This is a genomic window from Gordonia sp. B8661-1, from assembly GCF_059427765.1.
The window spans coordinates 119,016-141,138 of the sequence record NZ_JCAHRL010000006.1 but is presented as its reverse complement, the minus strand read 5'-3'; the positions used below and the strand labels follow the sequence as shown (position 1 = coordinate 141,138).

At 67.4% G+C, this 22,123-nt stretch carries 19 protein-coding genes; 10 read left to right on the top strand and 9 right to left on the bottom strand.

Going from position 1 to position 22,123, the window contains the following annotated elements; translation table 11 throughout:
• Window positions 1–276: 276 nt before the first annotated feature.
• The 9 genes from rpmH (at window position 277) to AC4JJG_RS13940 (ending at window position 7,495) form a co-directional block, all read left to right on the top strand.
• On the top strand, window positions 277–420 hold the full coding sequence (gene rpmH / locus AC4JJG_RS13980) for a 50S ribosomal protein L34 (protein WP_006337454.1): 144 nt from the start codon (window positions 277–279) through the stop codon (window positions 418–420).
• Window positions 421–472: 52 nt separating this feature from the next.
• Window positions 473–919: a ribonuclease P protein component gene (gene rnpA / locus AC4JJG_RS13975; protein WP_495398289.1), complete on the top strand. Its 447-nt coding sequence runs from the start codon at window positions 473–475 to the stop codon at window positions 917–919.
• Window positions 916–1,212, top strand: a complete 297-nt coding sequence (gene yidD / locus AC4JJG_RS13970) for a membrane protein insertion efficiency factor YidD (protein ID WP_495398290.1) — start codon at window positions 916–918, stop codon at window positions 1,210–1,212. The genes rnpA and yidD overlap by 4 nt, the downstream gene beginning before the upstream one ends.
• A gap of 3 nt (window positions 1,213–1,215) precedes the next feature.
• The gene (gene yidC / locus AC4JJG_RS13965; protein WP_495398291.1) at window positions 1,216–2,535 is read left to right on the top strand and encodes a membrane protein insertase YidC; all 1,320 of its coding nucleotides are present in this window, start codon (window positions 1,216–1,218) and stop codon (window positions 2,533–2,535) included.
• 52 nt (window positions 2,536–2,587) lie between these two features.
• A complete protein-coding gene (locus AC4JJG_RS13960; protein ID WP_495398292.1) occupies window positions 2,588–3,316 on the top strand; it encodes a Jag family protein in 729 nt (242 codons plus the stop codon).
• 234 nt (window positions 3,317–3,550) lie between these two features.
• Window positions 3,551–4,288, top strand: coding sequence for a 16S rRNA (guanine(527)-N(7))-methyltransferase RsmG (rsmG, locus tag AC4JJG_RS13955; RefSeq protein WP_495399570.1), 738 nt, complete (start codon window positions 3,551–3,553; stop codon window positions 4,286–4,288).
• A 149-nt stretch (window positions 4,289–4,437) separates the two neighbouring features.
• Entirely contained in the window at window positions 4,438–5,373 is a 936-nt protein-coding gene (locus AC4JJG_RS13950; protein WP_495398293.1) for a ParA family protein, read from the top strand.
• Window positions 5,374–5,449: 76 nt separating this feature from the next.
• Entirely contained in the window at window positions 5,450–6,517 is a 1,068-nt protein-coding gene (locus AC4JJG_RS13945; protein ID WP_495398294.1) for a ParB/RepB/Spo0J family partition protein, read from the top strand.
• A gap of 141 nt (window positions 6,518–6,658) precedes the next feature.
• Window positions 6,659–7,495, top strand: a complete 837-nt coding sequence (locus AC4JJG_RS13940; protein WP_495398295.1) for a hypothetical protein — start codon at window positions 6,659–6,661, stop codon at window positions 7,493–7,495.
• Window positions 7,496–7,549: 54 nt separating this feature from the next.
• Here AC4JJG_RS13940 and AC4JJG_RS13935 read toward each other — a convergent pair whose 3' ends face one another.
• The 6 genes from AC4JJG_RS13935 to AC4JJG_RS13910 all read right to left on the bottom strand — a co-directional run bounded on the left by AC4JJG_RS13935 (window position 7,550) and on the right by AC4JJG_RS13910 (window position 12,922).
• Window positions 7,550–8,722: an N-acetylmuramoyl-L-alanine amidase gene (locus tag AC4JJG_RS13935; RefSeq protein WP_495398296.1), complete on the bottom strand. Its 1,173-nt coding sequence runs from the start codon at window positions 8,720–8,722 to the stop codon at window positions 7,550–7,552.
• A gap of 232 nt (window positions 8,723–8,954) precedes the next feature.
• Window positions 8,955–9,293, bottom strand: coding sequence for a thioredoxin (gene trxA, locus AC4JJG_RS13930; protein WP_495398297.1), 339 nt, complete (start codon window positions 9,291–9,293; stop codon window positions 8,955–8,957).
• Window positions 9,294–9,328: 35 nt separating this feature from the next.
• Window positions 9,329–10,330 (bottom strand): thioredoxin-disulfide reductase, encoded by a 1,002-nt coding sequence (trxB, locus tag AC4JJG_RS13925; protein WP_495398298.1) that lies wholly within the window; start codon window positions 10,328–10,330, stop codon window positions 9,329–9,331.
• 158 nt (window positions 10,331–10,488) lie between these two features.
• Window positions 10,489–11,253 carry an RsmA family anti-sigma factor gene (locus tag AC4JJG_RS13920; protein WP_495398299.1) on the bottom strand — a complete coding sequence of 255 codons (765 nt, stop codon included), beginning with the start codon at window positions 11,251–11,253 and terminating at the stop codon, window positions 10,489–10,491.
• Between the two features lie 214 nt (window positions 11,254–11,467).
• Window positions 11,468–12,049, bottom strand: coding sequence for an RNA polymerase sigma factor SigM (gene sigM, locus AC4JJG_RS13915; protein WP_495398300.1), 582 nt, complete (start codon window positions 12,047–12,049; stop codon window positions 11,468–11,470).
• A gap of 174 nt (window positions 12,050–12,223) precedes the next feature.
• Window positions 12,224–12,922 (bottom strand): TetR/AcrR family transcriptional regulator, encoded by a 699-nt coding sequence (locus AC4JJG_RS13910; RefSeq protein ID WP_495398301.1) that lies wholly within the window; start codon window positions 12,920–12,922, stop codon window positions 12,224–12,226.
• A gap of 113 nt (window positions 12,923–13,035) precedes the next feature.
• Here AC4JJG_RS13910 and AC4JJG_RS13905 point away from each other — a divergent pair, with 113 nt between their 5' ends.
• The gene (locus tag AC4JJG_RS13905) at window positions 13,036–13,995 is read left to right on the top strand and encodes a sterol desaturase family protein (protein ID WP_495398302.1); all 960 of its coding nucleotides are present in this window, start codon (window positions 13,036–13,038) and stop codon (window positions 13,993–13,995) included.
• On the opposite strand, the gene murJ is transcribed toward AC4JJG_RS13905, so the two are convergent.
• The 3 genes from murJ to AC4JJG_RS13890 are packed head-to-tail and all read right to left on the bottom strand — an operon-like array spanning window position 13,979 to window position 22,123.
• A complete protein-coding gene (gene murJ, locus AC4JJG_RS13900; RefSeq protein WP_495398303.1) occupies window positions 13,979–18,190 on the bottom strand; it encodes a murein biosynthesis integral membrane protein MurJ in 4,212 nt (1,403 codons plus the stop codon). The two genes, AC4JJG_RS13905 and murJ, sit on opposite strands and share 17 nt — an antisense overlap.
• Window positions 18,187–21,000 carry a DUF6049 family protein gene (locus tag AC4JJG_RS13895; protein WP_495398304.1) on the bottom strand — a complete coding sequence of 938 codons (2,814 nt, stop codon included), beginning with the start codon at window positions 20,998–21,000 and terminating at the stop codon, window positions 18,187–18,189. The genes murJ and AC4JJG_RS13895 overlap by 4 nt, the downstream gene beginning before the upstream one ends.
• Window positions 20,993–22,123: an NUDIX hydrolase gene (locus tag AC4JJG_RS13890; RefSeq protein WP_495399571.1), complete on the bottom strand. Its 1,131-nt coding sequence runs from the start codon at window positions 22,121–22,123 to the stop codon at window positions 20,993–20,995. The genes AC4JJG_RS13895 and AC4JJG_RS13890 overlap by 8 nt, the downstream gene beginning before the upstream one ends.

The window sequence follows — 22,123 nt, the reverse complement described above, 5'->3', positions numbered from 1 at the left end:
GCAACCGTGTTCGCGGGGACGTTCCAGCGCAATGCCGGTGTTCCGACTCACACCCGGCGGTAGTGGACATCGTCTCGTTTGATTTGCATGGCCCTTCTCAGTAGTCTCGACTGGTCATCCAGGTTACGGATTTGCGTGTGGTGTGAAGGTGAAGTTCATCTTGATGCCGCCCCACCGACAGCAGTTCGGCACCGTGCCCGGATAAGCCGACCACCAGAAAGATGCGGGGTGCGCGCGTGATTCGCACGCCACCGCGGGAGCACAAGGAGTACTTCCATGGCCAAGGGCAAGCGGACTTTCCAGCCCAATAACCGTCGTCGCGCGCGCGTGCATGGCTTCCGGTTGCGTATGCGCACCCGTGCCGGCCGTGCCATCGTCAACGGTCGCCGCAGCAAGGGCCGCGCAAAGCTCACCGCCTGACCGACAGCGACCACACCGGCGACGACACGATCGTCGCCGGTCGCTTGTTTCGATGGTGGCTGCCGCGCATCGGATCTCCCGTGGATCCGACTTCAATCGCACACTGAAATCAGGTGTGCGGGTGTCCACACGTGACCTCGTGGTGCACGTGTACCCGCTGCCGGTTTCGTTGGCTTCCTCGCCCGAATCGCGGGCACCTGGCGCTCCCGCTCGGCTGCGCGACTCGGACCTCGTGACGACCGGCGGCCCCCGGCTCGGGTTGATCGTCAGTAAATCCGTCGGCAATGCGGTGACTCGTCATCGGGTGGCCCGACGGCTCCGCGCCGCTTTCCTGTCGGCCGCCGGTGAGCTCCCGTCAGCCGACACGATGGTGGTCGTTCGGGCCCGCCCGTCGGCCGCGACGTCGACGACGCTGCCCGCACAGATCTCCGAGGCATTCGCGCACCGACGCGTTCGGGAAGCGTTCATGCGCACAAACCAGCGGCAGGTGCAGGCATGACGGATCGGTCGCCCGGGTCGGCGCTCTACCTTCTGCCACGACGCATCGTCGTCTTCCTCATCGAGCTGTATCGGACGTGGGTTTCTCCGATGCGTCTGCCGACATGCCGGTTCGAGCCGACCTGTTCGGCCTACGCGGTGGAGGCACTCACCCGTCACGGCTTCCTCTACGGAGGATGGCTGTCCGTTGTCCGGCTGCTGAAATGCGGGCCGTGGCACAAACCTGGCTATGACCCGGTGCCCGAGCGAGGGTTCCGGGAGCTGTTCACACCAACCGAGGTTAGGGGTAACTGACCCGTGCTCAACTTCATCTACTATCCGGTCTCCGGGATCATGTGGGTCTGGCATTGGCTGTTCGACCACATCACGCCGGATACTCCGGGCGGCAACGGTGTGGCCTGGGCGCTGTCGGTGGTGTTCCTGGTCTTCACCCTTCGCGCGATCCTCTACAAGCCCTTCGTGAAGCAGATCCGCACCACGAAGAAGATGCAGGAGATCAATCCTCAGCTGCAGGCGATCCGTAAGAAGTACGCCAAGGATCGCGTCAAGATGACCGAGGAGATGCAGAAGCTCCAGAAGGAGCACGGGTTCAACCCGCTCCTCGGCTGCCTCCCGATGCTGCTGCAGATCCCGGTCTTCATCGGCCTCTTCCATGTGCTCCGGTCGTTCAACCGGATGGGCACCGGAATGGGTCAGCTCAAGATGTCGGCCGAGCAGACGCGCGCGACGGGCAACTACTTCTTCAGTCCCGAGCAGGTACAGAACTTCCTCGATGCCCGCCTGTTCGGGGTGCCGCTGTCCGCCTACATCACCGAGCCGACGACCGAGTTCAAGGCCTTCGTCGAGTCGGGCTCCCCGATCGACTTCACCCGTCCCCAGATCGCCATGGTCGTCGTGCCGATGATGATCATCGCGTCGTTCGCGACCTACATGAACTCGCGTGCGTCGGTGAAGCGTCAGCCGGCCGCGGCGCTGGAGAACCCGCAGACCCGCATGATGAACATGCTGGCGCAGTACGTGTTCCCGCTCGGCATTCTCGTCACCGGTCCCTTCTTCCCGGTCGCCATCCTCCTGTACTGGATGAGTAACAACATCTGGACGTACGGCCAGCAGCACATCGTGTTCGGACGTATCGAGCGTGAAGAGGAAGAAGCCAAGAAGGCGAAGCTCGACAAGCAGAAGGCGAATGCGCCGAAGCCCGGTGCACGTCCTGCAAAGGGCTCGAAGCCGGCCGGTGCAGCGGTGGACTCCGACGAGACCGTCGAGGACCTGGGTCCCGATGCCCCGGCCACCGCGATCGTCGATGCCCCGGCCACTCCCCTCTCCCGGCTGCGGCAGCGGTTGCAGGGACGTAAGCCCGCAACGTCGGCGACGTCGGTGGGCGCCGCGGATTCAGTTGCCGACGATGAGCCGGGCTCCGAGGCGGACTCCACCGCTGATGTTGTCGACGGGACCGTGGAGACCACCGCCAAACCGGTCGTCGGCGGCAAGCCGGCAACCGGAGGTAAGCAGGCGGTCGGTCAGGCGAAGTCGGGCACGGCGCACGTCGCCAACAAGAAGCGGAAGGCGAATGCGGGTTCCCGCAAGAACAAGAAGGGTCGTCCGGGCGGGCGCTGAGCCGCCGACGAACCTCACAGACTTGTCCAGTAGCAGAGTTAGGTGAAGTGAGATGACAGCAGAGACCACGACGCAGGATGGTCAGGCGATCACCGAATCGACCGAGGATCAGGTGACCCTGACCGGAGCCGAGGACGGCGCCCAGGCGGCAGTTGTCGAGTCCGAGTCGGTCGAGAATATGACCGATGCGCAGACGGCCGACGCCGGGGACGATGCGTCGGACGCTGGTGATGACACGCGCGGCGATGACGCGGATGACTCGGACGATGATGAGTCGGACGGTGATGAGTCGGACGGTGACGAGTCGGATGACGACGAGGATCAGCTCGTCGAAGAAGGCGAGATTGCCGGCGACTACCTCGAGCAGCTTCTCGACGTTCTGGATTTTGATGGCGACATCGATCTCGATGTCGATGGTGACCGCGCCGTGGTGAGCATCGACGGCGGCGACGATCTGACGAAGCTTGTGGGCCGCAAGGGCGAGGTGCTGGATGCGCTTCAGGAGTTGACGCGGCTCGCCGTACAGCAGGCGACCGGTGATCGAAGCCGGCTGATGCTCGACATCGCTCGCTGGCGCGCTGATCGTCGCGACCGTCTGGCCCGCCTCGGGACCGAGGTCGCCGAGCGCGTGAAGGAGTCCGGTGTTCGCGAGGAGCTGGATCCGATGACGCCGTTCGAGCGGAAGATCGTGCACGACGCCGTCGCCGTCGTCGACGGTGTGATGAGCGAGAGCGAGGGCGCTGAGCCCAGGCGTCGAGTGGTTGTCCTTCGCGAAAGCTGATCGGCAGGCTGCCCGTGGGGCAGACGATAGACTTTCACACAGACGAGAGAAGTCCCGGCCTCGGCCGGGACTTCTTTCATATCAGCACCCCAAATAACATGGATGTAGTTCGATCCGTACGGCGCCGCGATGACCGCGGAGATGTCGGGGCGGGCCGTGTTTCACGTGAAACACGACAAGGCCGCACGACCGGGTCTGCGACTTCATCACACCCACGACGTCGTCCAGGGAAGGATGTTTCACGTGAAACCGGCCGAGTCCGCCGATGCCGAGAGGGGCGACCACTCCCCTCCCCTATCGACGCCCCCTGTCGGCGCAGACGAGGTGTTCGGTGAGCGACTGGAGGTTGCCAAGAGGTACGCGGCACTACTTGCTGACGACGGTGTGGTGTTGGGCCTGATCGGTCCCCGGGAAGTGCCGCGGCTCTGGGATCGCCATCTCGTGAATTGCGCGGTTCTGGGCGAGGCGATCGAGCACGGAGAGACGGTCGTCGATATCGGAAGTGGCGCCGGTCTGCCCGGAATCCCGTTGGCCATCGCGCGTCCGGATCTTCGCGTCACTCTTGTCGAGCCCCTGCTCCGACGGAGTGAGTTCCTACGACGTGCCGTGGACGAACTCGGTCTCGAGGTGACGGTCGTCCGCGGTCGAGCGGAAGAGAAGTCGGTCATTGATGAGGTCGGCGGCGCGGACGTGGTGACCTCGCGTGCGGTGGCACCGCTGGAGCGATTGGCCAAGTGGTCGTCACCCCTCATCCGAACCGGGGGTCGTTTGGTGGCCATCAAAGGATCGTCGGCGGACGAAGAAATCGCCCGGGACGCTCGCGCGGCCGAGCGATCCGGGTTGGTCGACCTTCGAACCCGCACCGTCGGTGAGACCGTGACGGAGGTGCCGACCACGGTTGTGATCGGTACGAAGAAGGCAATATCGGGACGTCCGGCCGGCCGTCCGACGCGCACGAAGCGGAAGAGGTGACCGGATTGGTGTGGAGTCCCCGAAGAGCGCAGAATGGACGACGTGCCGGCGGGTCGTCGGGCGGCAGTACTCCGCTCAACGAATATGCCACCCCGAAGGGTGCGCGAGCCGCCGATGACGATTATCTAGTCGGGCGAAGGAGTCCAAGCGTGGCCGATCAGAACCCGGGTGTTTCACGTGAAACAAGCGGAATCACTCAAGGCAATCAGGCGGGGTTCGCGGACACTCCGATAGCGGCTGCGGCAGCACGCGCGAGTCAGGTCCTGACTCCCGGAGGATCGGGAGCCCTCCCCCGCCCGCCGTCGTCGCGGATCTTCACGGTGGCCAATCAGAAGGGCGGCGTCGGTAAGACCACGACGACCGTCAACATGGCTGCCGGTCTCGCGTTGCACGGACTGCGCGTTCTTGTGATCGATCTTGATCCGCAGGGCAACGCGAGTACGGCTCTGGGCATCGACCATCGCGCGCCGGATATCGCGTCGGTCTACGAATTGCTTCTCGGAGAGGTCACGCTGGAGGAAGCGATTCAGACCAGTCCGAACAACGATCGGCTCTTCTGTGTGCCGGCGACCCTCGATCTCGCGGGCGCCGAGATCGAGTTGGTGTCACTCGTGGCTCGGGAGAACAGACTCCGCAATGCGTTGTCGGAGGAGACACTGACTCGTCTCGGCATCGACTATGTCTTCATCGATTGCCCGCCGTCGCTCGGACTGCTGACGGTCAATGCGATGGTTGCGGCGAAGGAAGTCCTGATCCCCATTCAGTGTGAGTACTACGCGCTGGAAGGTGTGGGTCAGTTGCTTCGCAACATCGAGTTGGTGCAGGCACATCTTAACCCGTCGCTACATGTGTCGACGGTGATTCTCACGATGTACGACGGCCGCACGAAGCTCGCCGATCAGGTGGCGGACGAGGTCCGCAATCATTTCGGCGAGAAGGTCCTGACGACCATCATCCCGCGCAGCGTCAAGGTCTCGGAGGCTCCGGGTTTCGGGATGACGATCATCGAGTATGACCCGGGGTCGCGCGGGGCGATGAGCTATCTCGATGCGGCTCGGGAATTGGCTTTGCGGGCAGCGACATGAGTCCGGCCCGTCATCGAGACAGTCGTCGGACATCAGCGTCGTTTCACGTGAAACAGCCCTTAGGGAGAGGACAGCAGTGAGTCAGCGAGATTCTGCTCAGCGCCGGGGAGGTCTCGGACGCGGACTGGCCGCACTGATTCCCACCGGACCACCGGACGCCGATACGCCCAGCGGGCCGCGTCTCGGCAACGCCGCCGCCGATGTCGTGATCGGCAAGGGACCGAGTACCCCGGTCGACTCATCGTCAGCGGATTCACCCGCGGCGGCATCCGCGAGCGATCAGCAAGCTCCGACGCCGACGGCAGAGGAAATGGGCGCGGTCTACCGCGAGATTCCCCCGCAGCAGATCCAGCCGAACCCCCATCAGCCGCGAACCGTCTTCGATGAGGAGGCGCTCGCCGAACTGGTTCATTCGATTCGCGAGTTCGGATTGATGCAGCCGATCGTGGTGCGTCGACTCTCCGAGCCCACCGCGGACGGCGTGCTGTATCAGCTGGTGATGGGTGAACGGCGATGGCGCGCGAGCCAGGAGGCCGAACTCGAGGCGATCCCGGCGATCGTGCGCGAGACCCCCGACGCCGATATGTTGCGCGATGCCCTGCTGGAGAACATCCATCGGGCGCAGCTGAATCCACTCGAAGAGGCGGCCGCCTATCAGCAGTTGCTCGACGAGTTCGGTGTCACCCATGAACAGCTGGCGAACCGGCTGGGACGGTCGCGACCGCTCATCACCAATATGATCCGGTTGCTGAAGTTGCCGATCCCGGTGCAGCGGCGCGTGGCCGCCGGCGTTCTCTCGGCCGGACATGCGCGCGCATTGCTGTCGTTGGAGACGGGAAGTGACGCCCAGGAAGCCCTCGCGGCGCGCATCATCGCGGAGGGCATGTCGGTGCGAGCCACCGAGGAAGCGGTGACCCTGGCGAATCGCGGAGATGGCGATCGGTCGTCGAACCCCTCCCCTGCCAAGCGGAAGCCGATGGTGATGCCGGGCCTCCAGGACGTGGCCGAACGGTTGTCGGATCGTCTCGACACGCGGGTTACTGTGAGTCTGGGTAAGCGGAAAGGGAAGATCGTGGTCGAGTTCGGCTCGGTGGACGACCTCGAAAGGATCGTCTCGGAGTTGGACCCGAAAACGAAGTCCTGACGACGTGATTTCTACACCCAGGTGTACGGGGAAATAACGTCACTGTGACGAAGATACGGCGAGGAGCGCGGTGTTGACCCGAAAGAAGTTGTTACACAACAACTTTCGCCTTATCGCGGAACCAGGACGAGGGTCGCGCCGATGAATCTCGCGGTGACCCGGTTGGAACTGGACTCGTTCGACGCACTACCCCTCCACAGTCGACGATGTGTCTTCTGGGAGGTCGATCCCGGCATGGTCGGTGCCGGGTCGGCGCGGGATGTCTACGAGGATCGCGATCTGTTCGAGAGCGAGTTCGACAAAGAAGCCTGGGTTTCCGGCGTGCTTCTCGAATGGGGCACCTGCGGCCAGGTCGCGGTCAACGGAAACACCGGAACGTTCGTCGGGACGGCCTTTTACGCGCCGCCCGGACGGGTCCCCCGCTCGCAGCTGTTCCCCACCTCGCCGGTGAGTGCCGACGCCGTCCTGCTCAGCACCATCAGCACGCGTCCGGGATTCGAAGAGGCCGCACCGATCTTGCTCGACAGTGTCATCACGGATCTCGTGCGTCGCGGTGTTCGTGCGGTGGAGGCCTTCGGCATCGTTCGATCGGCGGATTCGTCGGCCGGTGATGCCGCGCCGGCGGCACGTCCCGAGGCACCCGCGGAACTCGGTGCGCTGGAATCGATGTCGACGGAGATCGGGTTCTGGTCGGACGAGGCGATCATCGAGATCACCCGCGTCACGCGGAATGGCCCGCAGGGCGGTCTGTGTCCGACCTGCATGATGGATGCATCGTTTCTCAAGAATTCGGGATTCGACGTGATCGCCTCACATCCCCGCTTCCCCCGCTTCAGGCTGGAACTCGACGAGGGACTCGGGTGGAAGCACGAGGTGGAACACGCTCTCGATCAACTGGTCGTGATGGCGGCGATGGAACTCGCCGCGCGTGAGCAGCCGGTCGGACTGCCGATGGGGCGTGCGCGACAGGAGTACTGAGAGGTCGGGCGGCGCCGTACGGATGACGATGTGCCCGTTACGAATTCAGCTCCGTCAGCTGGAAAGACGTTCCGCGGCAAGAAGATCCGCGAACGTATAGGTGCCGGTCGGGCGATCGTTCTCCCCCAGCAGATATAGGCGCTTGACCGCGACCAGGATGGCCTCGGCAATGACGTCACGCATACCCGGGTCGTTCAGGACATGCAGGTCACCGGGGTTCGTCACATAGCCGACATCGATGAGCGCCACGGGCATCCTGGTGAGCCGCAAGACATCCCAGGTCCGCTCATGGGTGCGGCAATCGTCGAGGGGAGTGCGCGCGACGATCTCGCGCTGGATGAAACCGGCCAGGTTCCGGCCGATCGTGGAGAACGAGCCGTGCGAGTTGCCGAAGTAGAACGTCGCGACGCCATGGGCACGCTCGTTCGGATAGTGACCGCAGCGCAGCGCGATCATCAGATCGACGCCGGCGACATTCGCGACGCGTGCACGGTCTTCGTCGGAGGGACGTCCGTGACCGTCATGTGACAGAAAGGTCTCCATACCCGCGGCGGCCATCCGGCCCTCGAGACGCGATCCCAGATCCCACAGTGCGGCGGATTCGATGTCGGCGCGAGGCCCGAACGAAAGTTCGTGCATCCCACCGGATCCCGGGTCGATGAGGATGCGCTTTCCCGCCAGGCGGGGTCCGGACTGGCGGACGTGCTCTTCTTCGCGGATGGCGTGTGGCGAGCCGCCCGTGACGCGGGTACCGAGTCGTTCGAGGGATCGCAGCGTGGCCGGGCCGCAGATGCCGTCCGCCGACAATCCGTACTCGCTCTGATAGAGGCACACCGCGTTGTGTGTGGTCTCCGAGAAGGTGCCGTCGACCAGTCCGGTGTAGTAGCCGAGATTCTGGAGCCGACTCTGCAGTGTGGCGACGTCGTCGCCCACCATCGGAGCGGACAACCGGTACAGCAGGACGCGAGCGCCGAGTTGGTAGGACGCCTCACGGAGGGCGCGATAGGTGGCCGAGCCGACGATGCCGTCGACGATCAGTCCGCGCTCCTGCTGGAACGCGCGGACCGCGCGATCACATGCCTGGTCGAAGACTGCTTCGGGTGGGGTCCAGCCGTGACGGCCTCCGCCTCCCTCGATGGGGGTGCCCGTCAGCAGTCCGCGCCCGATGAGGATGTTCCGGATCTCGGCGACAGCCGAGCCACGATCCCCCAATCGGAACAATGGCATCTACTAACTCCTCGTGCCGGCGGTGGAATGACCTGCTGCGTTCGGACTGATCATCCGACACTGGTCATTCGATTCGGATTCCCCTCGGACGATACCGACCCCGCGACCCGGCGCAGTCCATCGAGCATTCTCTCAGGTCGGGCCCGGGACAACCAAATGGAGGTAATGACGTTGTGGCGCGAACCGGGTGCCCGGTCGTGGGCTCGACCGGCGAGCCCACGACCGCTGCAGGTCAGGCGGGGGATCCGACGATGCCGTCGAGTTCGCGGAGCAGAGCGGCCTTACCCTTTGCGCCGACAATCGTCTTGCTGGGCTTGCCGTTCTCGAACAGGATCATTGTCGGGATGGACATGATCTTGAAGTCGCGGGCGACCGTCGGATTCTGGTCGACGTCGACCTTCGCGATGGTCAGCTTGTCGCCGTGATCGCGAGCGATCTCCTCGAGTACGGGCGCGACCATCTTGCAGGGTCCACACCAGGTGGCCCAGAAGTCGACCAGCACGGGCTTCTGAGAACCCAGTACTTCGTCGGCGAAGGTCGCGTCGGTGACGGCGACAGTGTTGGCACCCATGATTCCTCCTCGTGAACGGTGATGACGAACGATTGTCAGGCGGTCGGCTGTTCGCCGATGACGACCAGGTCGCCCTCGAGGGCCGGGATGGCCACATCGGCGTGCTCGGCGAGCCAGCGCTCGGCATCGATCGCCGCGGAGCAGCCACTGCCCGCCGCGGTGACGGCCTGCCGGTAGGTGTGGTCGACGAGGTCGCCCGCCGCGAACACGCCCGGTACCGATGTGTAGGTGGTCCGACCCTTGACCTGCACGTATCCCTCGTCGTCGAGGTCGACCTGACCGCGGACGAGTGCGCTGCGCGGATCGTGACCGATCGCGACGAACATGCCGGTTGCCTCGAGGGTGCTGACCTCGCCGGTCTTCGTGTTGGTGATCTGCAGGCCGGTGACCGAGTTGTCGCCCAGGACTCCCGTGACGGCGGCGTCGGTGAGGAAACGGATCTTGTCGTTGTTCCGGGCGCGCTCCAGCATGATCTTCGAGGCGCGGAACTCGGCGCGACGGTGGATCAGGGTGACACTGCGGGCGAACTTGGTGAGGAAGGTGGCCTCCTCCATCGCGGAGTCGCCGCCGCCGATGACGGCGATGTCCTGATCCTTGAAGAAGAAGCCGTCGCAGGTCGCGCAGGCGGAGACGCCGCGCCCGAGCAGCGTCTGCTCGCCCTCGATGCCCAGATAGCGGGCCGCGGCACCCATCGCCAGGATTACCGCCCGGGCCCGGTACACCTCACCGCCGACCTCGACCTCCTTGACCTCGCCCTCGAGGCGGACGGCGTCGACGTCCTCCATGCGAAGGTCGGCGCCGAAGCGCAGAGCCTGCTCGCGCATCTCATCCATCAGGGCCGGGCCCTGGATGCCGTTCTGGAATCCGGGGAAGTTCTCGACCTCGGTCGTGGTCATCAGGGCGCCGCCGAATTGGGTGCCCTCGAATACGATCGGCGCGAGCTCCGCACGCGCGGCGTAAATGGCGGCGGTGTAGCCGGCCGGACCGGATCCGATGATGATCAGATCGTGGATCTGCTGGCTGTCGTCCTGGGTCATCCGTCCTCCGTGCTCGACGGCGCGGGGCGATGCGGTCAGGCCCCGGCCGGTTGTCTCGGCTCTCTCAACATCAGGGTAGGGGCAGATGTTCCCTGGTGCGGCCGCCGGGCGTGATCGAGAGGAAGATCTCGGCGCGCGGAGAAGGAGGCGTGGAGAAGTCAGCCGCCGATCGTGGAGCGGCTGATGGTCGACGGGCGGCCCGCGGCACAGTCGGTGCCGACGACGAGTGCCTCGAATCGGCCGGCGACACCGGTGCCCAGGAGAATGACGATGCCGTTGCGGCCGTCGATCGTGACCGGGCCGGATCCGAGGACCGGCGTCGTCGCATCGACGCCGTTCGCCGCGGTGCAGGCACGCAGAGCCGCGTCGGAACCGAAGGGCGCATGACCGCCTTTGCCCAGGTAGGACAGCGCCGTTGCGCGGTTCGAGCCGTCGAGCGTGGTGGTGGGACGTTCGGCCTGGACGTCCTGCACGGGTCGGTCGCGGGTGACGCCGACGGTGATCCCGACGATGGCGGCCACCGACGCCGCACCGGCGAGTCCGATCGCCGACCAGCGTCGCGCCCTGGAGTGCCGCCGCGCATCGGGCGTTCCGCGTCCCGCACCGGCGAGTCCGACGACGGAGCCGCCGTTGGCCTCCGACACCTCGGCACGAATCCGGGCCAGCGTGTCCTCGGTGCGCGCATGGACGGGGTCGGGCACCGGGTGCGCCTCGAGTGGGGCGGTGTGGAGATCGTCGAGCGTGCGGTCGAGGGCGGCGAGGACCGCTCGTGCCGACGGATCCTCGTCGATGTGGGCCCACACGTGGTCGGCGACATCGGCATCAAGGACACCCGCGTGCAGATCGGCGAGCAGATCGACCGGGAACGGCGGCTGCGGGTATCGCCCGGTGGCGTCGTCGCCTCCGATGCGCGGCGGGGTCATCGCTTTACTCTCTCCCACTTCATCCCTGCGTGCTCTCTGTCGAGCGGGGCCACCCCCTGGACGGCCACTCCGCTCGACTGGGACGCGGCCGCCTTGATGCTGGTCGACGGGGACTGCCCCGGGCGGCCCGAAGTTCTCTGGCCGACAACGGAGATCCCTGTCGATATGCCTAGGACGCAGCGATGAGCGGTGCGGTTCCATCGGGTTTCATATGTCATTCGGATGAAGCCTTCAGATGTCCGAGCAGGACCGCGAGTTTGGCGCGCCCCCGCGCACAGCGGCTCTTGATGGTGCCGACGGCCACCCCGAGGCGTTCGGCGGCCTCCGCGACCGACAGTCCTTCGATGTCCACCGCCACCACCGCCGCGCGCTGGTCGTCGGGCAGGGCGGCGATCGCCCGGCCGATGTCGAGCCGCAGGTCCAGGTGACCGGCCTGATCGACACCGTCCCACAGATTCAGTGTGTCCTGTTCCGGCAGTGGCAGCGTCTGCCGGAGTTTGATGCGCCGGATGCGGTCGAGGCATGCGTTCACCAGGATGCGGTGCAGCCAGGAGCGGACCTGGGCGTCGCCACGGAAATCGCCCGCCTTCCGGTGCGCGTTGAGCAGCGCATCCTGCAGGGCATCGGCCGCGTCGTCGGGGTCGCGGGTGGTGCGTAACGCCACCGCCCACAGATACGCCTCGTGTCGGCGGATGAGTGCGGAGAACGCGCCGGGGTCGCCGGCGACGTGAGCCGTCAGCAGCGCCGAGTCCGAGCGGGGATCGACCGGCGACGAACCGGATAAATCGGGATTCACCGTGCTGTTCCCCCGCCGACCGCGGCCGTCCCCCTGCGCATGCGATGAGGCTAACGGACCAGGTGGGACGGTGCCGGAACGACCTGGGCGTTGTCCACAAAAGGACTAATCGGAACGGGACTGTGGACAAACGCGCACCGGCGCCCGCATGGTGTCTCGGCATTGCCACGGTGATCAGCGGAGGAGCCGCTGGTGGGTGGCGGTGAACATCTCGACGCAGACGTCCAGGATGGCGTCGAGTTCGAACAGATCCGGACCGGGCGCCGCGTCGTCGGAGGCGAAGACCCCGGTCGCGGTGCTGGTGTACCAGTCGACGAGGAGCTGTGTCACGGCACCGACGAGCCCGATGGCGGCGAGTCGTCGTGGACGATCCGGGACCTGCTGTCCGAGCGTCAGGGTCAGGATGAGGTCGGCCCAGTCGTGGATCGCGGCCATGCGAGTGCGTTCGAGATCGGGGTGGATGCCGACGACCTCGACCAGGATGATGCGCGCCCGCCGGGCGTCCGTGGTCAGGACCTGCAGAAATGCACCGAGCGCTGCTCGGGTCGCGGCGGGGATGTCGTCGGCGCCGATCCCGGGTTCCCCATCGTCGGCCGATGCGGGCAGGTATGCGGCGACCGCGTCCACGGTCGCGGCCCGCGCCACCCGCACGCAATCCTCGTACACCGCGATGAGCAGCGCGGTCCGGTCGGTGAAGGATTCGTAGAAGTATCGCTGCGTCAGTCCGGCGTGGTCACAGATCCGTTTGATCGACGCGGCGGCGAAACCTTCACTCCCCCACAGGTCCAGGCCCGCGTCGATGAGTTCGTCCCGTCGCCTGCGCCTGCGTTCCTCCGGATCGGCGCCGCCGTAGCGGCGTCCGCCTGCCGTCATCCGAATCCTTCCCCTCCGCTGCCGGTATCTGGACGTCGGTTCATCTGACACGCTATCGTGTCACAAAGTATCTGACACGACGGAGAGTCAGATCAGGAAACCGGAGGCCGGAGATGCTCGATTTCCTCCCTGAGGCGATGCGTGGACCGACGGTGCTCGCCATCCCGTTCTTCGTGACCATGGTCGTGCTCGAATGGGTCGCCGCCTGGAAGCTCGAGCGCACCGAAGGTCAGCGTCCGTCGCAGCGCGCGGACGACCGGCCCCAGTCCCCCCTCGGTTCCTATAACAGCAGGGACTCGCGGACCAGTCTGTCGATGGGCCTGGTGTCGATTGCCACGAGCGCGGTGTGGAAACTGTTGGGGCTCTTGGTGTACGGCGCCGTCTTTGCCTACGTTGCGCCCTGGCAGCTTCCAGTCGGTGCCTGGTACACGTGGCTCATCGCGATCATCGGCATCGACTTCCTCTTCTATTGGGAACATCGCATCGCCCATCGGGTCCGCCTGATCTGGGCGACGCATCAGGCGCATCACTCCAGTGAATACTTCAACTTCACCACCGCGCTCCGCCAGAAGTGGAACAACAGTGCCGGCCTGGTGATGTGGCTGCCTCTCCCCCTGCTCGGCGTGCCGCCGGCCGCGGTCTTCGCCGCCTACTCCCTGAATCTGGTGTACCAGTTCTGGGTTCACACCGAGCATGTCGACAAACTCTGGGTGCCAATCGAATTCGTGTTCAACACACCGTCACACCATCGCGTGCACCACGGCAGTGACACGGAGTACCTGGACCGGAATTACGGCGGCATCCTCATCATCTGGGATCGACTGTTCGGCAGCTTCGCGCCGGAGACCCACCGCCCGACATACGGGCTCACGAAACCGATCGACAGTTACAACATCTGGACACTGCAAACCCACGAATATGTTGCCATTGCGCGAGATGTGCGACAGGCCAAGGGGATTCGCGCCCGACTGGGTTACGTCTTCGGCCCTCCGGGATGGCAGCCCGCAGGCTCGGAGATTCCCGTGTCCGCCGACGCATCCGCGCCGGCCACCGAGGTCAGCTCGACAGCGTGATCTGGTCGATCTTCGCCTGATAGCCGCCGTTGGCCGCCCGCGGCAGACTGTTCAGCCACACGAGCAGGAATCGGGTGGGACGGGGTGCCGCCACGGTCATCGTCGTGGACGGCTGCGACACCGTGCCCGCGACGACCTCCGCCGTCTGATCCAGCGGGGCCTGCGGCTGCGGTGCGGTCCGCACCGAGACACCGATGCCCGGTGTCGGGGTCCTGATCGTCACGGTCTTGACGGCGGCCTCCTGACCCAGATCCAGCATCAGGCCGAGTCCCTGCTTGAGACCGCCGAATTGTGGTGAGCCACGGTAGTTGTCGGTCTGCCAGGGGGGAGGTGTGCCGCTCAGCACATTGGGCAGGTTCGGCGAGCTCTCCGGTGCCTGCCGTGAGAAATCGACCAGCGTGACACCTCGCGGGACGATCGGGCCCGCAGCCGGCGGAGCGGCTGTCGGGGGAGGTGTCGCCGGATTCGTCGCGGTCGGCGTACTCGGCAGGATCGAATCGATATCCGACGACCCGTCGTCGGACCCGAAGGCATTGGTCGCCCACACGATGATGGCCACCACCAGGAACAGCGCGAGCAGACCCGCACCGACGATCAGCGCCATGTTGCGACGGCGCGGCGTCTCGTCGTCGGAGGAGCGTTCGCCCTGCGATCGTCCCGACGACGATCCGGAACCGGAGCGGGTCCCGCTCACCGGGGACACGTCGCCGTCGATGGCGGGCAGCATGTCGGTCGGCAGATCGATGACGGTCGCCTGGTCCAGTACATGCTGGACGGTGCCTGCCGTGCGGATGCCGCGACTGCCGTCGAGTGCACGGGCGGCGACCGCGGAGATCTCGAACGGCGTATCCGGCCGTGCCTCACGGGGTTCGACGGGTGCGCCGTCACGTCCCGGCTCGGCGATCGGCAGTCCGCCGACGGGCTCGGTGGTGTCGGCCGTCGTCACCAGTTCGGTGCCGGTCTCACCGTCGAGGGGCCAGCGGGCCAGTAGCAGGGCGTAGAGCACGGCGCCGAGGCCACGGACATCGGAGGACTTGTCGTCGCCGGCCAGGGTGCCCGGGAAGGCGAGTACCGCGTTGCCGTCGGTGCTGATGCGGATCCGGTCGGGGTGATCGATGGACAGGGCGCCGCCGGAGCGATGGGCCACCTCGGCGGCCGCCGCGAGCGCACGGACCGCGCGGGCGGCGCCGATCGGGGACGGCCCACTGCGCGCCACCTCGGTCAGCGACGATCCGGGGACCCATTCGCTGACCACGATGCCGCCCGACGAACCGCGCACGACGTCGAGAACACGGGCGATGCCCGAGGAATTGACCTGTCCGAGCCGCAGCGTGCGGGACAGCACGGCCTGCGGTCCGGCGTCGGTGGACTTCGCCGCGTCTCCGCGCTGCGGTGGCGGCGCGAGCTGCTGGGCGTCGACGAAGGTCAGGCCGACCTCGCGGTCGAGATTGATGTCCTGTGCGCGCCAGAACTGCAGGCCGCGGGTGCCACCGTGATGGTCGAGCAGCCGGTAGCGCCCACCGGCGACGGCGGCGCCGGGCACGAGTCGCGGACCGCGCGGGTGCGGAGCCGGTGCCGCCGACGCCGAAGTGTCCTCGGGCGCAGCGGTTTCCGGTGTGTCCGGATTAGCTTCGTCACCGGTTGGTTCGCGGTCGGGCGTGGCCGGAGTCTCGCCCTCGGACGACGCCTCGGTGCGTCCGGCGTCGGTCTTCGGCGACGATCCGGTGTCGCTGCCCGCGCCCGGATTCGGGGCGGTGGTGTCGATCGTCGGCTGATCTCCCGGACCGCCCGGACGATTCCGGTCGGTGAGGACGTCGTTCTCGGTGTACTCGTCGCTACCGATGATCTCGGTGTCCCGCGTGGTACCGATCTCGTTCTCACTCACGCGCCGAACTCCTCTCCTGCGGTAACGCATGGTGCTGGGTGGAGCCGACTGCCTCGGCACCGTCACCCGAGCACCGTCGCCGATACGGGTACCGGCTGCTCCCCCTGAATGAACCGAATACGACTGCCAGGTCGCGGTGCCCCGGTCGAATCGCCGGAGTACCTCTACCTGACCAGAATACGGGAGGGCGTCGTCACTGGTACGCGGGAACTGAACAGTGAGTGCGGGTGCCGCGTCCTCGGTGGCGCTCGGGGGCGGTGCGAGCGCCGGGATGAAGCGTCCCAGCAGTCTGCGGATGGCCATTTCGATGGCGACCACGTCGGGCACCTTGGCGGCCGAGAGTCCCGCATAGATCACGCCGAGCACCACCACGGCGACGATCGCGAGATAGAGAAGTGAGCCGATCTTGCCGTGATCGGTGGCCAGGCGATGCAGCCCGGAGACTTCCGCGGCGGCCCAGACGACGAAGGCGACGGCGACCGAGATCCCGAGGGTCACCAGAACCGTGCGGGAGACGTCGGTGAGCCGCGCGTTGCCCAGGCGTTTGCGCAGCAGGTAGTGGCCGACGATCGCGCCGACGAGATAGCCGAGCCCGTTCGACAGCGCGAGCCAGCGGATCACCAGATCCGGATCGTCGAACAGGACCGGTCCGAGATAGGAGGAGATGACCTTGACGACGGTGATGCCGAGGACCATCACGGTCGGCGTCCAGGCATCCTGACGGGCGTAGAAGACGCGGAGCTGGACGAGCGTCATCGAATAGGGGATCAGCGTGAACGCACCCCAGGCGAGCACGGAGCCCAGCTGCGACGCGACCTCGGCGTCGAACTTGCCGAAGTTGAAGACGGCGACGCCGACCGCCGGCCCGAAGAACGTCATGAACGCGACCACCGGCACGAGCGCCACCGTGGTGAGGCGCGTGGCCATGGACAGGTCGTCGACGACCGCCTTGTCGTCGTCGGCGGCCGCGTTGCGGGACAGGCGGGGCATGATCGCGGTCAGGATCGTCACGCCCAGCACGCCGTACGGCAGCTGCAGCAGCTGCCAGTGCGTGGCGTACACGCTGATGCCGGAGGCGGTCGCGTGTGACGCGATCCGGTAGGTGATGACGAGACCGACCTGCAGGATCGCCACATAGACGACGATCGCCAGGGCCATGTTGCCGAACTTCCGCAGCCGTGCGTCCAGACCCCACTGCAGTTGGAGCCGCACACCCGCACGCCGCAGATAAGGCAGCAGGATCCCGGCCTGCAGGATCACGCCGAGCGTCGTGCCGATACCGAGCACCAGGAGCTGCGGATCGGTCATCCGGACCGGATTGAGGGTGATCTCACCGGGCATCAGCGCGTACAGGACGAGCGTCGTGATCTGCACGATGTTGTTCAGCACCGGCGCCCAGGCACCCGGCTTGAACAGGCCCTTCATGTTCAGGATCGCGATGAACAGGGCGGAGAGACCGTAGAACAGGATCTCCGGCAGCAGCAGATAGGCGAGCGCCGTGGTGAGCGGCCGGTTGACGTCGCCGTCGCCGACGTTGAGATAGGTGAGCACGGGCGCGGCGATCAGCGCGATGATCGTCGCGGTGCCCAGGAGCGACACCGTGAGCGTGAAGATGCGGTTGATGAAGCCGCGGCCACCGTCGGGATCCTCGGCCTCGGCGCGGACCAGCACCGGGATGACGATCGCGGTCAGCACCGCACCGAGGACGACCTCGGCGATCATGTTGGGCAGCACGTACGCGGCCTGGAAGGCCGACGCGATGGCGGGGCCGAGCATGGCCAGCACCAGCACGGTCCGGACGAACCCGGTGATGCGGCTGGTCAGTGTCGCGAGCGCGATGGATCCGCTGGTGCGCAGGATGCTCGAGTCGGAGTCACGTTCGGGGCGCCCGTTCGGGGCGAGGTCGTCGGCGTCCGAGGCGGTGCCGTAGGTGTCGTCGACGAGCGTCGTCGACGGGCCCGCCTGCGGTGCGGTATCGGGGCGCGCCGGGGGACCGCCCGCGTCGGGGCCCCGCGACGACCCGGGACGGCCGGGTTGTCCTTGGGGAGGACGGGGCGCTCGACTGTGCGGCGCGGGGACGGGCGGATCGCCGGGCCGGGGCGCGAAACGGCGAGGGCCGCCGGTTCCCGGGCCGGGCCGTTGCGGGGGTGGTGGTCGGTGACCGGGGCCGAAGACCGTGCGATTCGGCGAACCGGAGCGTGGTGGTTCGCCCGTGCCGGAGCCACCGGACCGCGGGTCCCGCGGCTGTTCGCCGGGGGGAATCCGGCGCGGTGCTGCGCGACGCGGCTCGTGTGGAGGCTGCTCGGTCATATCCCGTCTCGATCGTCCGTACCCTCGGGGCTCCCGGCCGGCGGTTCCTCCGACATACCGATCGCAGCATCGGGATCCCTTGTCTGCTGACCGTCTGCACGCAGACCGTCACCTTGCAGAGTACGGCGACGATGCTGATACGTGCTCGCAGCGAGGAGGCGATCCCGCTCATCGGGGTCGGGACGATCCTCGTCCGCGGGGTCCGGCTCGCCGCGGAAGCGATGCCAGAGCCGGCGAGCGGTCAGCAGCACCAGCGCGGTGCCGGCCACGACGGTGATCCAGAAGAGTGCCTTGCCATAGGCATTGGCGTGCACCGACAGTGTGATCGGCGAACCCACCGCCACACCGCTCGACGTCGCCAGGGAGATGGTGACGGTGACCGCCTCGGAACTCTTTGCGCGCGTCGGCAACTGGATCTGCCGGGTACCGCTCGCCGGGATCTCGATCACGCCGACGTCACCGACATCCAGACCCTCGGGTGCCGACACATTCATCCGGACCCGGATCGGGAGCGCCAGATCGTTGCGTACGACCAGCAGCAGCGGACTGCGTTCGGACGCCAGGGTGTACCGGCCGCCGGGATCGAGAATGGTGACCGAGTCCTGGATGCGCGCGGTCGTCGACGCGACCGCGGCCACCCGGTCGGTGCGATCGGTGACGAGTCGTGCCCGCACCGACGCACCCGCCCGATTCGGGGTGCGGATGGCACGCAGCAGGTCTTCGCGCAGTGGGGCGAGATACCGCTCCGGACTCACGGTCACGTCGACGGCACCCATCAGCGACGCCTGAATCCGGAAGGTCTGCTCCGCCTCGTCCCGAATCCGGGCCGCGGTCGCCGCATCCACCGACATGGCGGCCCGCGCCGGCTCGCCGCCGGGTGGCTCGGCGAATCGGGCCTCGTCGGTGCTCCGGTCGAGATCACCGACGACCTCGGGCAACGGCGCGGGGGTGGCCACCCCGGATTCGAGGAGCACCGTCGCCGTCGTGAGCAGAGCGTTGGCATCGTCGGGGGAGGCCGACCAGTATGTCGGCGGCATCAGGAAGGAACTGCGTCCCGACGCGGGCAGCGGTGCGCGGGGGGCCTCGTCGCCGGGCCGACGCGGATCCGGGGCGGCGATGGACGGATACGCGGCCGCGGCGAGACCGGCCTGCCTGCGCGCACCGGCCGACTCGTCGCCGAGCGTCACGAACTGGTCGTCGGGCGTGAGGGGCGGCGTCGACGGGTTGTCGCCCATGCCCGCGAGCGCCGCCGTGATCGGCGCCTCCACCGTCTGCAGCCGAAGGTCGCCGACACGGTAGCGGCCGGTCGCCGAGGTGCGTGCCGCGCGCATGGCGTCGGTGCCGGTGATGGCCTTGTCGATGCCCGCCGCGGCGACGGCCCGTGCACCCGTCGCATCGATCGCACCCAGCGCCGGGATGGTGAGGCCACGCACGCTGCGGACACCGAGGATCGCGTCCACGACGTCCGCCGGGCTCGACAGGGCCGCTTTGGTGAGACCGGAATTGTCAATGCGCGCAAGGGATGTCAGGTCGGCCTGGGCGAACGGCAGCGCGACAACACACATGCGGCCCCCGACTTCCCGCAGGTCGTCGAGCCAGGCATTGGCCGCGTCCTGTCCGCCCCCGGGCTCCGTCGGCGACGTCGGATCCATCGGATCGCGGGACACCTCGTAGCCGAGCGACATGGCGCGCACCGTGACCAAGAGATCCGGATCGACGGCGAGACACATGCTGCGTTCGAGATTCGACGGTTCGCGCGGTGCGGCCCCGGACGTCCCGTCCTGTTCGTCGCCCGGATCGGCCGATGCCGCACCGGTACCGGGAGCGGGGGTACCGCCCGTGCTCTCGGCGGCGCCGTTTCCGCTCGTCGCCGAGCCGATCGCGGGCGCGTTCGCACCGTCGCCCTCGGCGGGTGCCAACCCGGTGACGGCGCGCGCCGCGGCCAGCAGATTGTTGAGTCGTCCGCCGGAGGCGAGGGAGCGCGCCAGGTCGTCGCCGACGAGACGGACGGGTTCGGTCCGGCCGCCGAGCACGCCGGGCGTCAGCTGCGGCTTGGCGGCCAGCGGCCACAGCAGGGTCAGCTTCGACGGGTCGCCGGCGGCCGCCGACACGGAGCCGTCCGGACCGAGACCGGCACGCGCCGGGTCGTCGCCGGCTCCTGCGTAGCCGCGGGCCCGCTGACGATCGGGGGGCAGGGACAGCACCGGCAGCAAGGTGCGGGATTCGGCGAGCTTCGCCCGGTCGCCGTAATCCGGCAGGCCGTTGACGTTGATCTGGAGCGGAAACACGCCGGTGCGCTGGATGTCGAGGCTTTCGGGTCCCGACAGAGGCGCGCTGACCGTGAAACCGGTCGACGCGCCCGGTGCGAGCGTCGACGCGATGTCGCGGAAGGGGGTGAACGCGCTGACCGGTGCGGGCGTCTCAGCCAGCCCGGTGCGAAGACCCGCGGCGTTCGCGACCGGGTCGCCCCGCTCGAGACGGACCGTCAGGTCGCGCAGCATGCGGTCGCCGGTGTTCGTGATCTGCCCGGTGACCGTGACGGTGGAGCCGCCGCTGCCCGTCACCAGGGAGGGGGAGACCGAGTCGACGGTCAGTTTCAGGAACTGTGTGGTGGTGATGGTCGGTGTGGCCGGATCGGATTCCTCGATCTCACCGGGTGCGGCGGACGCCACTCCCGTTCCGACGGCCGCGGGTGCGGCTCCGAGCATCACCAACAGAGCGACGGCCAGCACCGCACAGACCGACAGGAACCGTGCGGATCCGGGACGTCTGGGGCGGGAGTGGACGAGGAGCTGCGACCGATCAGGCATCGTCGGCCGCGGGACGCCGTGGGCGCCGCCGACGCCGCCGGGAGCGCACCGGCGGTGGCTCGTTACGGCGTTGATTGCGTGCGGCTGCGGCTCTTTCATAGGCGTTCGGTTCGGTGCGAATGCTCTCGGCCTCGGACTGGGCCAACCGGTGCGGGTCGGCAGCGAGATCGGCGATCACGCCGCGGGCCATCCGGGCCAGTCGCCGCTCGTCAGAGTACGTGAGCTTGCGCGGGAGATCGCGCAGCGGCACCCACGCCACCTCGCTCACCTCGTAGTCCTCGTCCGACAGTTCGCCGCCGACGCTGCGGAGCAGGTAGTGATGGACGGTCTTGTGGATCCGGCGGCCCTCGCTGACGAACCAGTAGTCGATCTTGCCGAGCGGTGCGACGACGGTGCCCTGGATGCCGGTCTCCTCGGCGACCTCCCGGATGGCGGTCTGCTCGGCGGTCTCACCGGTCTCGATGTGGCCCTTGGGCAGTGACCACATCGTCCGGCCGCGACGATCCACGCGCCCGATGAGCGCCGCCGACAGTTCGTCGACGGGCAGGTCGAGGTCGGAGATCACGAGGCCGCCCGCCGAGGTCTCGCGCACGGTGTGCAGCCGCTCCGGATTGGTTCGCCCGTCGGCCGGGCGCGCACCGGACTTTCGTCGCCGGTTCTTGCCGCGGGCGGTGGGCGCGTGCGCATCGGTGGCGGCGACGTGCGCGAGGCCGGTCTTCGTGAGCTTCGCGGTGACGGTGACCAGATCCGACGGCTTCGGAGCGGCCGAGACCGGACCGCGCACCGGCCGGGACTCCTTCTTCCGTGAGCCGTGCTTGCCGCGATTCGGGGCATCCGAGGACGGGGACTCGGCACGATCGGCGCGTTCGGAGCCGGGCTGTTCGCCCGCGAGGTGGGGCCGGGGCGGCTTGGGCGGTCCCGGCTTCGGGCGCGGGGGCCGGTGCGGTTCCGCATCCGAGGGACGGGGATGTTCGGTGGCCGGCGGATCCGTGCGGGGTGACGGTGACGGGGCATCGGTCCGGGGAGTATCGGCGCGGGGCGCGTCCGCGACAGTGCGGCCCGGCGTGGGGCCGGGTTTCGGTGCGGGCCGCCGGTCCGTTTCGGGCCGATCGTCTCCGGGCAC

Excerpts from the sequence above, each read along its gene's own strand:
- rpmH (WP_006337454.1), top strand. The coding sequence starts at position 277 with ATGGCCAAGGGCAAGCGGACTTTCCAGCCCAATAACCGTCGTCGCGCG.
- rnpA (WP_495398289.1), top strand. The coding sequence starts at position 473 with ATGGTGGCTGCCGCGCATCGGATCTCCCGTGGATCCGACTTCAATCGC.
- yidD (WP_495398290.1), top strand. The coding sequence starts at position 916 with ATGACGGATCGGTCGCCCGGGTCGGCGCTCTACCTTCTGCCACGACGC.
- AC4JJG_RS13960 (WP_495398292.1), top strand. The coding sequence starts at position 2,588 with ATGACAGCAGAGACCACGACGCAGGATGGTCAGGCGATCACCGAATCG.
- rsmG (WP_495399570.1), top strand. The coding sequence starts at position 3,551 with ATGTTTCACGTGAAACCGGCCGAGTCCGCCGATGCCGAGAGGGGCGAC.
- AC4JJG_RS13940 (WP_495398295.1), top strand. The coding sequence starts at position 6,659 with ATGAATCTCGCGGTGACCCGGTTGGAACTGGACTCGTTCGACGCACTA.
- AC4JJG_RS13935 (WP_495398296.1), bottom strand. The coding sequence starts at position 8,722 with ATGCCATTGTTCCGATTGGGGGATCGTGGCTCGGCTGTCGCCGAGATC.
- trxA (WP_495398297.1), bottom strand. The coding sequence starts at position 9,293 with ATGGGTGCCAACACTGTCGCCGTCACCGACGCGACCTTCGCCGACGAA.
- trxB (WP_495398298.1), bottom strand. The coding sequence starts at position 10,330 with ATGACCCAGGACGACAGCCAGCAGATCCACGATCTGATCATCATCGGA.
- AC4JJG_RS13920 (WP_495398299.1), bottom strand. The coding sequence starts at position 11,253 with ATGACCCCGCCGCGCATCGGAGGCGACGACGCCACCGGGCGATACCCG.
- AC4JJG_RS13910 (WP_495398301.1), bottom strand. The coding sequence starts at position 12,922 with ATGACGGCAGGCGGACGCCGCTACGGCGGCGCCGATCCGGAGGAACGC.
- AC4JJG_RS13905 (WP_495398302.1), top strand. The coding sequence starts at position 13,036 with ATGCTCGATTTCCTCCCTGAGGCGATGCGTGGACCGACGGTGCTCGCC.
- murJ (WP_495398303.1), bottom strand. The coding sequence starts at position 18,190 with ATGACCGAGCAGCCTCCACACGAGCCGCGTCGCGCAGCACCGCGCCGG.
- AC4JJG_RS13895 (WP_495398304.1), bottom strand. The coding sequence starts at position 21,000 with ATGCCTGATCGGTCGCAGCTCCTCGTCCACTCCCGCCCCAGACGTCCC.